The organism is Rhizobium sp. Root483D2, assembly GCF_001426685.1.
GTDB lineage: Bacteria > Pseudomonadota > Alphaproteobacteria > Rhizobiales > Rhizobiaceae > Pararhizobium > Pararhizobium qamdonense.
Genome location: NZ_LMFB01000008.1, coordinates 113807 through 126446 on the forward strand (window position 1 = coordinate 113807; position 12640 = coordinate 126446).

Here is a 12640-nt window from a genome sequence, read left to right on the forward strand (position 1 = left end):
ATGAGTATGAAGACATTTTACGCTGAAGAGCAGGCGAAACACGATCCGAAAATGTTTCTCTCCAGCGGCGCCCCCCAGCCCAATCCGGAAAAGCCGGAGCGGATCGCACGGCTTCTCGCAGGCGCAAAGGCGGCGGGCTCCGAGATCGTCAGACCGCGTAATCATGGCCTAAAACCAATCGCCGCTGTGCATACGCCGGAATATCTGGAATTCCTGCAAAACATCTTTCTGCGCTGGCAGCGCATCGAGGGTGCCTCGCAAGAGGTGATCCCGAATATCCATCCGCTGGCAAGAACCGGCTGCTATCCAGCCTCCGCCGTCGGCCAGGCCGGTTATCACATGGCCGATACGGCTTGCCCGATCTCGTCCGATACCTGGGGCAGCGCCTGCTGGAGCGCCTGGAGCGCTGTCGAGGCGGCGGAAGCGATTCTGGCCGGCGCCCACCACACCTATGCGCTCTGCCGCCCGCCGGGTCACCACGCCTTTGCCGATGTGGCCGGAGGGTTCTGCTTCCTCAACAATTCCGCAATTGCTGCTCAGCATCTGCTGACGTCGTCGAAACGCGTCGCTATCCTCGATATCGATCTGCATCACGGCAACGGAACGCAGGGCATCTTCTATGGCCGCAGCGACGTGCTGACGGTATCGTTGCATGCCGATCCCGTGCGCTTCTATCCGTTCTTCTGGGGCAATGCCGATGAACGCGGCGAAGGCCTGGGGCTGGGCTACAACTACAATCTGCCACTGCCACGCAAGACCGCCGACGCCGGTTTCCTCGAAGCACTCGACGCCGCCAACCGCCGCATCGAAGCCTATGCACCGGACGCGCTGGTGGTTGCGCTTGGCCTCGACGCCTTCGAAGGCGATCCCTTCGGCGGACTATCCGTTTCCACCCCCGGCTTTGCCCGCATCGCCGAAGCCATCAGCAACCTCAGCCTCCCAACCGTCATCGTCCAGGAAGGCGGCTATCTCTGCGACGCGCTCGGCGATAACCTGACGTCGTTTTTGACCGGGTTCGGGCATTGATGGGTGGATTGGCGGCGGCATAGGTGAAAGTTCCATAACTAACCTTATCCATTCCGGAGCTGTAGCCGGGTGGGTTCAAGGATGAAGTGCAACATCCCGACCATGCCGGCGGCTTCTCTCGAGTTCCGGCGCGGCTTGCCTCAGGCCCGTCAGGTCTTGCGCTTGCGGCAGTAGAGTTCCAAGCGGTGGCGGACCAGGTCGTAGCCGAGTTCTGCGGCGATCTCGGCTTGTAGCTGCTCGATCTTGTCGGAACGGAATTCGATGACCGCGCCGGTGTCGATGTCGATCAGATGATCGTGGTGCGGTGCATCCGCAGTCTCAAATCGGGCGGTGGCGCTTTCAAAGGCGTGGCGATGCACGACGCCCTGCTGCTGCAGCGCAGACAGCGTTCTGTAGACAGTTGAAAGCGAAACAGTAGCGTCGATTTCCTTTGCCCGGCGGTGCAATTCGCTGGCATCCGGGTGATCCTCGGCATTGGCGAGTATCTTCAGGATCGCTGCGCGCTGACGCGTCACGCGCACGCCGCCGTCCCTCAGCACGCCCTCCAATTCCACAACGCGATTCTGGTTCTGTTTCATGGCCGTACACTAAAGCGCTTCATCGTTAAACGGAAGCCATTTAGCCCAAGCATGACGCGTTTGAAAATAGCCAGTTGCGAATGCTTCTCATTTGCATTGACTTGTGCAGATCATTCCCGTTATCCTGCCCGCGTCATCAAGGAGCATGGAATGATCGATCAGACGAGACGCTTTATACTGGCTGGAGCAACGGTACTGGCAGTCCTGGCGCTGGCTGCGGGAACCGCAGCGGCGCAGGAGAAATTCAAGGTTGTCACCACATTCACCGTGATTGCCGATATGGCCAGCAACGTTGCCGGTAATGCCGCAACCGTCCTATCGATCACCAAGCCAGGTGCGGAAATCCATAATTACCAGCCGACCCCGCGCGACATCCTGAAGGCGCACGACGCCAAGCTGATCCTTTGGAACGGCCTCAATCTCGAACTCTGGTTTGAAAAATTCTTCCAGAATTTCGGTGATGTTCCCGGTGTTGTCGTTTCAAAGGGTGTGGAGCCGATGGGCATTGCCGAAGGCCCCTATAGCGGCAAGCCTAACCCGCATGCCTGGATGTCGCCCTCATCGGCGCTGATCTATGTGGATAATATCCGCGATGCTTTCGTCAAATACGACCCCGCCAATGCTGCGATCTACCAGGCCAATGCCGCGGCCTATAAACAGAAGATCGAGGCGGCAATCGCGCCCATTCGCGCCGAAATCGGCAAGATCCCTGAAGACAAGCGCTGGCTGGTGTCGAGCGAAGGCGCTTTCAGCTATCTCGCCCGCGACTTTGGTCTGAAGGAGCTTTATCTCTGGCCGATCAACGCCGATCAGCAGGGTACGCCGCAACAGGTGCGCAAGGTGATTGACGCGGTCCGCGCCAACACAATCCCTGTCGTTTTCTCCGAAAGCACGATTTCGCCCGGTCCGGCACAGCAGGTGGCCCGCGAAACCGGCGCACGCTATGGCGGCGTGCTTTATGTGGATTCCTTGAGCGAGACGGACGGTCCGGTTCCGACCTATATCGACCTCCTGCGCGTCACGTCCGAAACGATCGTCAAGGGTCTTTCGCAATGACCCGGCAGGTTGAAACCGGGCCCGGCCAAGAGATAAAATCCGGGCAGCCAGGCAGCGGCATTCGCGTTTCCGGCGCAACGGTGACCTATCGCAACGGCCATCGCGCCTTGCTCGATGCTTCCTTCGACATCCCGACCGGCACCATCACGGCGCTGGTGGGCGTCAACGGCAGCGGCAAATCGACCCTGTTCAAGGCGATCATGGGGTTTGCCCGGCTGGCACGCGGCGACATCTCGGTGCTTGGGCTTTCGGTGCCGCAAGCGCTGAAGAACAACCTTGTCGCCTATGTGCCGCAGGCGGAAGAAGTGGATTGGAATTTTCCGGTTCTCGTCGAAGACGTGGTGATGATGGGCCGCTACGGCCACATGAACATGCTGCGCATCGCGCGCAAGGCCGATCACGATGCGGTCGAAGCCGCCCTCGCCCGCGTCGGCATGAGCGATTTCCGCAAGCGCCAGATCGGCGAATTGTCGGGCGGGCAGAAGAAGCGTGTCTTCCTGGCGCGTGCGCTCGCGCAGGATGGCCGCGTCATCCTGCTCGACGAACCCTTCACCGGCGTCGATGTCAAGACCGAGGACGCGATCATCCGGCTGCTGATGGGCTCGCGTGACGAAGGCCGGGTGATGCTGGTCTCGACACATAATCTCGGCAGCGTTCCGGAGTTTTGCGATCGCGCTGTGCTTCTCAAGAACACGGTGCTGGCCTACGGGCCGACGGAAACCACATTCACCCGGGAAAACCTTGAACGCGCATTCGGCGGCGTGCTGCGCCATTTCGTCCTTGGCGGCAACAGCCTGCACGACGACGCCGATCCACGGCAACTGTCGGTTATCAGCGACGACGAGCGGCCACTGGTCATGTACGGCGCCAAGGGGCAGATGGTGCCGCAGCCCGCAAAGCCGCAGACTGCAACGCCGAAAACCGGCGCGGAGGTCAACAGACGATGATCGCCACGCTGATGGAGCCGTTTACCTACGGCTATATGCTGAACGCCATGTGGGTGAGTGCGCTGGTTGGCGCCGTCTGCGCGTTCCTGTCGTCCTATCTCATGCTGAAGGGCTGGTCGCTGATTGGCGATGCGCTCTCGCACGCGATCGTTCCCGGCGTTGCCGGCGCCTATATGCTCGGCCTGCCCTTTTCGCTCGGCGCCTTCTTCTCCGGTGGGCTTGCCGCTGGCGCGATGCTGTTCCTCAACCAGCGTACCCGGCTGAAGGAAGACACCATTATCGGTCTGATCTTTACGTCTTTCTTCGGACTTGGCCTGTTCATGATCTCTCTGTCGCCAACGTCGGTGAATATCCAGACGATCGTGCTCGGCAATATTCTGGCCATTACACCGGCCGACACCCTGCAGCTTGCGCTGATCGGGATGATCTCGCTGATCATCCTGACGGCGAAATGGAAGGATCTGATGGTGACCTTCTTCGACGAAAGCCACGCGCGTTCGATCGGTATCCGCACCACATTGCTGAAGGTGATGTTCTTCACCCTGTTGTCGGCCTGCACGGTCGCGGCATTGCAGACGGTCGGGGCGTTTCTCGTCATTGCGATGGTGGTTACGCCCGGCGCCACCGCCTATCTGCTGACCGACCGCTTTCCCCGGCTGATCATCATCAGCGTGGCGATCGGCGCGTTGACGAGCTTCTTCGGCGCCTATGTCAGCTATTTCCTGGATGGCGCCACCGGCGGCATTATCATCCTTTTCCAAACGCTTCTCTTTTTCGCTGCCTTCGTTTTTGCCCCGAAACATGGGCTGCTTGCCGCCCGCAGGCGCACAGCTCAGGCTCTGGAGGTGACCGCATGATGTCCCTCGACATGCTCATGGCCGTCTTCGAATTCCCGTTCATGCGCAATGCGCTGCTGATCTCGGTGCTGGTGGCGGTCCCGACGGCGCTGCTTTCCTGCTTTCTCGTCCTGAAAGGCTGGTCGCTGATGGGCGACGCGATTTCGCATGCGGTCTTTCCAGGTGTCGTCATCTCCTACATTGCCGGTCTGCCGTTTGCCGTTGGTGCCTTTGCCGCCGGCATGTCATGTGCGCTTCTGACCGGATATCTCAAGGAAAACAGCCGTATCAAGCAGGATACGGTGATGGGCGTGGTGTTCTCAGGCATGTTCGGCTTCGGTTTGGTGCTCTACACCAAGATCCAGAGCGATGTGCATCTCGACCATATCCTCTTTGGCGACATGCTCGGCATTGGCTGGGCGGATATCCTCCAAACCGGACTGATCGCGCTGGTGACGACCGCTATTCTTGCGGTAAAGTGGCGGGATTTCCTTTTGCATGCCTTCGATCCGGCCCAGGCAAAGGCCGTCGGTCTGCCCGTCAACTGGCTGCACTACGGATTGCTCGTCCTTCTTTCGCTGACGATCGTCGGAGCCCTGAAGGCCGTCGGGCTGATCCTCGCCATCGCCATGCTGATTGCACCGGGCGCCATTGCCTTCCTGATCACTCGGACGATGGGAACGATGCTGATTGCCGCTGTCCTCGTCGCAACCGTGGCATCGTTCTTCGGGGTCTATCTCTCGTTCTTCATCGACAGTGCGCCAGCCCCGACCATCGTGCTCCTCATGACAATTATCTTCATAGCCGCGTTCATCTGGTCGTCATGGAGGTCCGCCAGCGCAGAGGCGCAGCAAACCATCAGCGAGTGATCTTGCGTCATCTTGAGCTTGCGACGCTGGATTTCAAACGATCCTGCCGCGGGCGGCGACGGGCCAGACGGCTGAAATCTCGCCGTTTTCGATGATGTTGACCGCGTCGACCAGGTTGGTGACGACGCAAGCGTGATTGGGGACGATGCGCAGCCGGTCGCCGACTTTCAGGTTGATCGGCCCGTCGCTGACCAGGCGGCCGTGCTCTTCCGAAAGCTGGTCGATGGCGATGTCGTCGCGGTTAAGCACATGGCCATAGCCCGAGAGGCCGAGCAGGTCGGAGGTCAGCGCCTTTGAGCCGGCGTCGATGATGGCACGATTGGCAGCGGGCACGGACACCACAGTTGCCACCACCGTCAGCGCGCAGTCGTCCCATGTGCAGACGCCGCGCGTCACCAGAGAGCGGTCGTTATAGACATAGGTTCCCGGCCGGTATTCGGTCGTCACCGGTGCCTTGGCCGCGTCCATCATCGAAGGTGTGCCGCCCGATGTGATGACCGGCACCGTAATGCCGGCTGCCTCGATGAACGCCTTGGCGCGGGTCATGAAGGATTCGACCGCGGCCGCATCATTGGCCGGCGGATAGGTCATCAGCCCGCCGAAGACCAGGCCTTCGGCCTTGGCGATCCGTTGCGCAAGCGTGGCTGCGGCTTCGGGCGTCGGCACGCCGCAGCGGTCAGCCCCGGTATTGCATTCGACCAGTACCCGCAGCGGCTGAGCTTCCTGCGCAAAGGCGGCGGAGAGGCCGTCGATGACCGTCTCGTTGTCGGCAACGACACTCAGCGTCACCTTGCGTGCAAGCGCTGCGAGATGCGCGAGCTTTTCGGCGCCGAGAATATTGTAGGTGATGAGAACGTCGCGGATTTCAGCGCTGGCGGCGACCATGGCCTCGGCTTCCGAAACCTTCTGGCAGGTCACGCCGATGGCCCCTGCCCTAAGTTGCATCTCGGCCACCGCCGGCAGCTTGTGCGTCTTGATATGCGGGCGGACCTTCAAGCCATGGGCGTCAGCATAGGCCTGGAAATGATCGATATTGCGCTGGGCGATGTCGAGATCGACCAGGACAGCTGGCGTGCTCACGGTCTGAAGCGTCGATGGGTCCTTGCTCATGGGATCTCCGGAAGTTCTGCTATGATGACGGAAGCGCTAGCGCATTCCGCCCGAATTCCTATCCGGCAAAGTTCTGCCCGTCCATGCGCGTCGCGTAAATTGCGGCGATTGCCATGGACGTCAGTTAAAGCGGCTCAGCTCTCACCCTGGCTGCGCCGCCATTGCCGTGGCGAAAGGCCTGTCCGCGTCAGGAAAAAACGGGAGAAATAGGCGGGATCGGCAAAGCCGAGCCGGAAGCCGATTTCCTGCACGGGAATTTGCGTGAACAGCAGTTCGCGTTGCGCCTCGTCGATCAGCTTGCCGTTGATCAGCATCTGGGTGCTACCGCCGGTCAGCTGTTTGACGATGCGGTTGAGATGTGTGGGCGACAACCCCAGCGCATCTGCATAGAAGGATGCTGGTTTGTGGGAGCGGAAATGCTGGTGGATCAAACCGGTCAACCGGCTCAGCCGCCGCTCGTTCGCCGTCGCTCCCGCCTCTTCGTCCGCCTGCCCCCCGGACGTCAGCCGTGCCGTCAGCCTGAGCGCGGAGGTGAGATAGGCCTCGCAAAGATCGGCCGCCCCGGTGCGCCGGGCTGCTGCCTCTGCCGCCAGCCGGTGCAGCGTATCGGCGATATAGCGGCTGCCGGTGTCGTCCGGCAGCAGCGCCGTCAGGCGCGGCAGGCTGAGCCAGGCGCCAAACCGGCTGTGATCGCCGGGCATGGTTTTCAGATGCGACGCAAGCACCGTGAACACGTAACCATCGATATCCCTGGAGAACCGGAAGCCGTGACGGCAAAGCGGCGGCACCGTGATGACGGCGGGGGCTGCAATGGCCTGGACGGCATCGCCAAAAACCGCGTCGCCCGATCCTGCCGCGATGTACAGGATCTGAAAGAACTGCTCGTGGCGATGCTGACCGATTTCCCAATGATGCAGGCTGCTGCGTGACGGGATCGTTTCGCAATGCAGCCAGAAGCGCGGTGAATCACTGGATTTTTCGCCATAGAGCTCATAGGTGGGGATCGCGCGCATCATGTCCTGACATTTTCCGAATGTTCGATTTGTGCAACTTTCTGGGTTTGATGTCCATGGAGACGGCCCCCGCCCGGTGCAACAATCCAGCGGCACTATTTCGGGAGGAAACATGCGCACACAGGTCGTCATCATCGGTTCGGGACCGTCCGGCCTGCTGCTCGGGCAATTTCTGGCGAAATCCGGTATCGAGGCCATCATTCTGGACCGTGCGGACAAGGACTACATTCTGGGCCGCGTGCGTGCCGGCGTGCTTGAGCAGGGCACGGTCGGGCTGATGGACAAGGCCGGAGCTGGTGCGCGGATGCATGCCGAGGGTTTGCCGCATGGCGGCTTCCAGCTTGCCTTCGATGGCCGTGACCACCGCATCGACCTTGCTAATCTGACCGGTGGCAAAGGGGTGATGGTCTATGGCCAGACCGAGCTGACGCGCGACCTGATGCAGCAGCGCGAGGCAACCGGCGCAACGACGATCTATGATGCGGTGAATGTTTGCCCGCACGATTTCGACGGCTGCTCGCCCTATGTCACCTATGAGAAGGCGGGCGTCACCCACCGGATCGACTGCGATTTCATCGCCGGATGCGACGGGTTCCATGGTGTCAGCCGCAGGAGCGTGCCGGAAAAATCGATCACCACGTTTGAAAAGGTCTACCCGTTCGGCTGGCTTGGCCTGCTCGCCGATGTGCCGCCGGTCAATCACGAATTGATCTATGCCAATCATCCCCGTGGTTTCGCGCTCTGCTCGATGCGCTCGCAAAGCCGCAGCCGCTATTATCTGCAGTGTGCCTTGGACGAGAAAGTGGAGGACTGGAGCGATCAGCGGTTCTGGGACGAACTGCGCACCCGATTGCCCGAGCATCACGCCGAAGCGCTTGTCACCGGCCCGTCCTTTGAAAAATCGATCGCGCCGCTGCGCTCGTTCGTGGCCGAGCCGCTGCGGTTCGGCTCTCTCTTTCTCCTTGGCGATGCGGCGCATATCGTCCCGCCGACGGGGGCCAAGGGGCTGAACCTGGCGGCAAGCGATGTTCATTACCTTCATGCCGGCCTTTGCGAATATTATCAGGAGCGCTCGCCTGCCGGTATCGACGCCTATTCTGTACGCGCCCTCTCCCGTGTCTGGAAAGCGGTGCGTTTCTCCTGGTGGATGACGACAATGATGCACCGTTTTCCGGATACCGGCGCCTTCGACCAGAAGATCCAGGAAGCCGAACTGGACTATCTCACCCATTCGCGCGCGGCAGCTACGGTGCTGGCCGAGAATTATGTGGGGTTGGATTACTGAGCAATGGGAGGCATCCGAAAGGCCTCCCTCTCCAACCAGGAATGTGTCGGCAACCGATATCGCCGCCGCTTCCTTGCATCAGGCACGTTCGAGCGCGATTGCGATCCCCTGCCCGACACCGATGCACATGGTCGATAGGGAAAAGCGGCCACCGGTCAGCTGGAGGTCGAGGGCGGCGGTGCCGGTGATGCGGGCGCCGGACATGCCAAGCGGATGCCCAAGCGCGATGGCGCCGCCGTTGCGGTTGACGCGTGGATCCTCATCGGCGATGCCGAGTTCGCGAAGGACGGCGAGACCCTGGCTGGCAAAGGCTTCGTTGAGCTCGATCACATCGAACTGGTCTTGCGTCATGCCCAGCCGCGCCATCAGCTTTTGCGAGGCGGGTACCGGGCCGATGCCCATGATGCGCGGCGGCACGCCTGCAGCCGCACCTCCCATGACGCGGGCGACCGGCGTCAGGCCATGTTTCTTCACGGCGGCTTCCGAGGCAATGATCAGCGCGGCAGCGCCATCGTTGACGCCGGAGGCATTGCCGGCGGTCACGGTACCGCCTTCCTTCCTGAAGGGTGTGCCGAGCTTGGCAAGCGTTTCGATCGTGGTTGCGCGGGGGTGCTCATCCCTGTCGATGGTGACCGGATCACCCTTGCGCTGCGGGATGACGACGGCGGTGATCTCGCGCGCAAGACGTCCGTTGTCCTGGGCAGCGGCCGCCTTGTTCTGTGAGTGGAGTGCGAAGGCGTCCTGGTCTGCCCGGCTCACCTTGTAATCCTCGGCGACTTTTTCGCCGGTCTCCGGCATCGAATCGACGCCATATTGTTTCTTCATCAACGGATTGATGAAGCGCCAGCCGATTGTCGTATCGTGAATTTCGGCGGCGCGGGAAAAGGCAGTTTCGGCCTTGGGCATGACGAACGGCGCGCGCGACATGCTTTCCACGCCCCCGGCAATCATCAGTTCGGCCTCGCCGGCACGGATGGCACGGGCGGCCGTGATGACGGCATCCATGCCGGAGCCGCACAACCGGTTGATGGTGGTGCCGGACACGTCAAGCGGCATGCCGGAGAGCAGCAGCGACATGCGCGCGATGTTGCGATTGTCCTCACCCGCCTGGTTGGCGCAGCCGAAAATCACATCGTCCACCGCCTGCCAGTCAACGGAAGCATTGCGTTGCATCAGCGCTTTCAGCGGAATGGCGCCGAGATCATCGGCCCGCACGGAAGAGAGAGAACCACCGAAACGGCCGATCGGCGTGCGGATATAGTCGCAGATATAGGCTTCAGCCATCACGCCGCCTCCCCGTCGCCCTGATGGGCTTTCCTGGTGCGGGCGTTGATGTCGCGCAGGGTCTGCAGCTCGGTTTCAGTCGGAGCGGGCGTGTCCATCACCGTGTCGGCAAACTTGATCGGCCAGCCGCAATTCTCAGAGATTTGCGCGCGGGTCACGCCCTGATGGATCGACACCACGGTCAATTCCTTGGTGACCGGGTCCGGCTCGAGGATGCAGAGGTCCGTGATCACGCGGCTCGGTCCCTTGGTCTTCATGCCGAGCCGTTCGCGGTGATTGCCGCCTTCGCCGTGGCCCATCGAGGTGATGAAATTGAGCTTATCGACGAAGCCGCGTTTGGAGAGCGCCATGGTAATGAAAATCTGGCCGCAATTGCTGGCAATCTCCGGAGCGCCACCACCACCGGGCAGGCGCACCTTCGGATGATCGTAGGGACCGACCACCGTGGTGTTGAGATTGGCGAATCTGTCGATCTGGGCGCCGCCGAGAAAGCCGGTGGTGATGCGCCCGCCCTGCAGCCAGTAGCGGAACATTTCAGGCACTGGGACGGTGAACAGCGCCGTGGCGCACAACTCGCCATCGCCGATCGACAGCGGCAGAACATCCGGCCTGGTGCCGACCGTGCCGCTTTCATAGATCAGCGTGATATCCGGCGCATGGGTGAGCCGTGCCACGTTGCAGGCAGCCGATGGCGCGCCGATGCCGACGAAACAGACATCCTCGTTGGTCAGTGCACGCGCGGCCGCAATGGTCATCATTTCGGTGGGGGTGAAGTCGCTCATCGTCATCTCCTCACGCGGCCTTCTTTGCATGCCTGGCAAAGTCTTCCGGCCCGGCCTTCATGATGTTGTCCTCGATCCAGGCCTGGAACGTATCGCGGTCGCGGGCGATCTCGTCCCAGGCAATGTAGAAGGCGTTCGAGCGTGGATAATAGCCGTGCGCATAGGATGGAAAAGCGCCACCGGGCACGGCAACAACCGCAGTCACGGCCCAGGAAGGCAGAATGACGGAATTGGGTGAAGGCGCGTTCAGGTCATCGACGATCTCCTCGACCGTGACGATCGAGCGCTTTGCACCAAGCACCGCTTCCTTCTGCACGCCAACGATCCCTTCGAGCAGCACATTGCCCTTCCGGTCGGCCTTGAGAGCATGGATGATCGTCACGTCCGGGCGGATGGCCGGCACGGCCGCCAGCACCTCGCCTGTGAAGGGGCATGTGACCTGCTTGATATTCGGGTTCACCTTGGGAAGGTCGGCGCCGATATAGCCGCGCAGCATGGCAAATGGCAGGTTTGCGGCGCCGGCTTCATAGCCGTTCGCCATCGCGGCGTGGGAGTGTTCCTCGATCTCCAGCGGCCGTGGCCACTGGTTTTCGACGGCATCGCGGAAGCGGTGCAGCGAGCCGACGCCCGGATTGCCGCCCCAGGAGAATTTCATGCCGCGCGCAGCACCCGCCCCGATCAACTGATCGTAGAGAATATCCGGCGTCATGCGGATCAGGAACAAATCCTTTTTGCCCTGCCGGATCACCTCGTGACCGGCGGCATAGGGGATCAGATGGGTGAACCCTTCCATGGCGACAGTATCGCCGTCCCGCACGTTTTCGGAAATGGCTTCCGCCAGCGAAGTCAGTCGCGCCAAGGCATTCTCCTCCTGATCTTTGGGTAGCGCAAATAAGCGCCCGAATCCGTGCGCCGTCAAATATTTCGTGCGTTATTTGATATTTGTTCGTATAACGCACAGACAAAGATCAAATTTGCGAGGCGTGGTTATGCGGGAATCGGATTTCGTCAGCGGCTTTGCCCGCGGCCTGAAGGTCATCGAAGCCTTCGGGGAAGCACGTCCGAAGCTCACCATCGCCGAGGCTGCGAAGCTCACGGAACTCGACAGGGCGACGGTGCGCCGCTGCCTGCTCACACTCGCCGATCTGGGTTACGCCGATTATGACGGCAAGTTTTTTGCGTTGACGCCGAAGGTGCTGCGGCTCGGCCATGCCTATCTTTCGGCAACGCCCCTGCCCCTGGTGATCCAGCCCTATCTCGACCAGCTCTCGGAAAAGGCGGGGCAAAGTGCCTCCGCCTCTGTTCTCGATGGGACCGAGATCGTCTATATCGCCCGCGCCGCGCAAAAGCGGGTGATGTCGATCAATCTTTCTCCGGGATCGCGCTTGCCTGCCTATTGCGCCTCGATGGGGCGGGCTCTCTTGGCTTCGTTGCCCGAAGCGGAGGCGCGCAGCATTCTGGACCGCTCGGAACTCAAGGCCAATACGCCGGTGACCAAGACGGCCCCGGACGCGCTCATGGAAGAGCTTCGCCTTGTGCGGTCGCAGGGATATGCCGTCATCGATCAGGAGCTGGAACTCGGCCTCTGCTCCATCGCCGTCCCCGTTGAAAACGATCGCGGGCGTGTGCTGGCTGCCATCAATATCGGCGCGCCGGCAGCGCATGTGCCGGCAGCCGAGATGGGGCATCGCTACCTGTCTTTGCTCAAGGACACGCAAAAAGCGCTGCGGCTGGTGCTGCGATAGCCAATATGGGCGCGGCAAGCGGGCAAAGGCCGATCGTTCTGCCGAAGAAGGTGTGGCGCGGCAAACATCGGAAACTTGACCTTGCCGGGACGCCTGGAACATAGATGAC

At 61.2% G+C, this 12640-nt stretch carries 13 protein-coding genes; 7 read left to right on the plus strand and 6 right to left on the minus strand.

The genetic code is table 11. From position 1 onward, the window contains the following. The first annotated feature begins 6 nt into the window (after positions 1 to 6). Positions 7 to 1026 carry a histone deacetylase family protein gene (locus ASD32_RS06430; protein WP_060637187.1) on the plus strand — a complete coding sequence of 340 codons (1020 nt, stop codon included), beginning with the start codon at positions 7 to 9 and terminating at the stop codon, positions 1024 to 1026. A 149-nt stretch (positions 1027 to 1175) separates the two neighbouring features. On the opposite strand, the gene ASD32_RS06435 is transcribed toward ASD32_RS06430, so the two are convergent. Then, positions 1176 to 1604, minus strand: a complete 429-nt coding sequence (locus tag ASD32_RS06435; RefSeq protein ID WP_060637188.1) for a Fur family transcriptional regulator — start codon at positions 1602 to 1604, stop codon at positions 1176 to 1178. Between the two features lie 150 nt (positions 1605 to 1754). Here ASD32_RS06435 and ASD32_RS06440 point away from each other — a divergent pair, with 150 nt between their 5' ends. The 4 genes from ASD32_RS06440 to ASD32_RS06455 are packed head-to-tail and all read left to right on the plus strand — an operon-like array spanning position 1755 to position 5312. Next, positions 1755 to 2660, plus strand: coding sequence for a metal ABC transporter substrate-binding protein (locus tag ASD32_RS06440; protein WP_060637189.1), 906 nt, complete (start codon positions 1755 to 1757; stop codon positions 2658 to 2660). Next, on the plus strand, positions 2657 to 3607 hold the full coding sequence (locus tag ASD32_RS06445; protein WP_060637190.1) for a manganese/iron ABC transporter ATP-binding protein: 951 nt from the start codon (positions 2657 to 2659) through the stop codon (positions 3605 to 3607). Before ASD32_RS06440 ends, ASD32_RS06445 begins: the two co-directional genes overlap by 4 nt. Further along, entirely contained in the window at positions 3604 to 4464 is an 861-nt protein-coding gene (locus ASD32_RS06450) for a metal ABC transporter permease (RefSeq protein ID WP_060637191.1), read from the plus strand. The genes ASD32_RS06445 and ASD32_RS06450 overlap by 4 nt, the downstream gene beginning before the upstream one ends. Next, positions 4461 to 5312, plus strand: a complete 852-nt coding sequence (locus ASD32_RS06455; protein WP_060637192.1) for a metal ABC transporter permease — start codon at positions 4461 to 4463, stop codon at positions 5310 to 5312. The genes ASD32_RS06450 and ASD32_RS06455 overlap by 4 nt, the downstream gene beginning before the upstream one ends. 33 nt (positions 5313 to 5345) lie before the next feature. On the opposite strand, the gene ASD32_RS06460 is transcribed toward ASD32_RS06455, so the two are convergent. Together ASD32_RS06460 and ASD32_RS06465 are read right to left on the minus strand one after the other, a co-directional pair. Then, the gene (locus ASD32_RS06460) at positions 5346 to 6422 is read right to left on the minus strand and encodes a D-TA family PLP-dependent enzyme (protein ID WP_060637193.1); all 1077 of its coding nucleotides are present in this window, start codon (positions 6420 to 6422) and stop codon (positions 5346 to 5348) included. Between the two features lie 134 nt (positions 6423 to 6556). Then, positions 6557 to 7438 carry a helix-turn-helix domain-containing protein gene (locus tag ASD32_RS06465; protein WP_060637194.1) on the minus strand — a complete coding sequence of 294 codons (882 nt, stop codon included), beginning with the start codon at positions 7436 to 7438 and terminating at the stop codon, positions 6557 to 6559. Positions 7439 to 7547: 109 nt separating this feature from the next. On the opposite strand from ASD32_RS06465, the gene pobA reads away from it, so the two are divergent. Continuing rightward, complete coding sequence (gene pobA, locus ASD32_RS06470; protein WP_060637195.1) at positions 7548 to 8720, plus strand: 4-hydroxybenzoate 3-monooxygenase; 1173 nt, start codon at positions 7548 to 7550, stop codon at positions 8718 to 8720. 78 nt (positions 8721 to 8798) lie between these two features. On the opposite strand, the gene pcaF is transcribed toward pobA, so the two are convergent. From pcaF to ASD32_RS06485, 3 genes are read right to left on the minus strand one after another with little or no spacing between them, the layout of a single operon-like run. Continuing rightward, positions 8799 to 10004, minus strand: coding sequence for a 3-oxoadipyl-CoA thiolase (pcaF, locus tag ASD32_RS06475; protein WP_060637196.1), 1206 nt, complete (start codon positions 10002 to 10004; stop codon positions 8799 to 8801). After that, positions 10004 to 10786, minus strand: coding sequence for a CoA-transferase subunit beta (locus tag ASD32_RS06480; protein WP_060637197.1), 783 nt, complete (start codon positions 10784 to 10786; stop codon positions 10004 to 10006). The genes pcaF and ASD32_RS06480 overlap by 1 nt, the downstream gene beginning before the upstream one ends. A gap of 10 nt (positions 10787 to 10796) precedes the next feature. Then, complete coding sequence (locus ASD32_RS06485; RefSeq protein WP_060637198.1) at positions 10797 to 11645, minus strand: CoA transferase subunit A; 849 nt, start codon at positions 11643 to 11645, stop codon at positions 10797 to 10799. A 130-nt stretch (positions 11646 to 11775) separates the two neighbouring features. On the opposite strand from ASD32_RS06485, the gene ASD32_RS06490 reads away from it, so the two are divergent. Next, positions 11776 to 12531: an IclR family transcriptional regulator C-terminal domain-containing protein gene (locus ASD32_RS06490; RefSeq protein ID WP_060637199.1), complete on the plus strand. Its 756-nt coding sequence runs from the start codon at positions 11776 to 11778 to the stop codon at positions 12529 to 12531. The last annotated feature ends 109 nt before the right edge of the window (positions 12532 to 12640 follow it).

Coding starts and splice junctions, on each gene's coding strand:
- ASD32_RS06430 (WP_060637187.1), top strand. CDS start 7: ATGAAGACATTTTACGCTGAAGAGCAGGCGAAACACGATCCGAAAATG.
- ASD32_RS06435 (WP_060637188.1), bottom strand. CDS start 1,604: ATGAAACAGAACCAGAATCGCGTTGTGGAATTGGAGGGCGTGCTGAGG.
- ASD32_RS06440 (WP_060637189.1), top strand. CDS start 1,755: ATGATCGATCAGACGAGACGCTTTATACTGGCTGGAGCAACGGTACTG.
- ASD32_RS06445 (WP_060637190.1), top strand. CDS start 2,657: ATGACCCGGCAGGTTGAAACCGGGCCCGGCCAAGAGATAAAATCCGGG.
- ASD32_RS06450 (WP_060637191.1), top strand. CDS start 3,604: ATGATCGCCACGCTGATGGAGCCGTTTACCTACGGCTATATGCTGAAC.
- ASD32_RS06455 (WP_060637192.1), top strand. CDS start 4,461: ATGATGTCCCTCGACATGCTCATGGCCGTCTTCGAATTCCCGTTCATG.
- ASD32_RS06460 (WP_060637193.1), bottom strand. CDS start 6,422: ATGAGCAAGGACCCATCGACGCTTCAGACCGTGAGCACGCCAGCTGTC.
- ASD32_RS06465 (WP_060637194.1), bottom strand. CDS start 7,438: ATGATGCGCGCGATCCCCACCTATGAGCTCTATGGCGAAAAATCCAGT.
- pobA (WP_060637195.1), top strand. CDS start 7,548: ATGCGCACACAGGTCGTCATCATCGGTTCGGGACCGTCCGGCCTGCTG.
- pcaF (WP_060637196.1), bottom strand. CDS start 10,004: ATGGCTGAAGCCTATATCTGCGACTATATCCGCACGCCGATCGGCCGT.
- ASD32_RS06480 (WP_060637197.1), bottom strand. CDS start 10,786: ATGAGCGACTTCACCCCCACCGAAATGATGACCATTGCGGCCGCGCGT.
- ASD32_RS06490 (WP_060637199.1), top strand. CDS start 11,776: ATGCGGGAATCGGATTTCGTCAGCGGCTTTGCCCGCGGCCTGAAGGTC.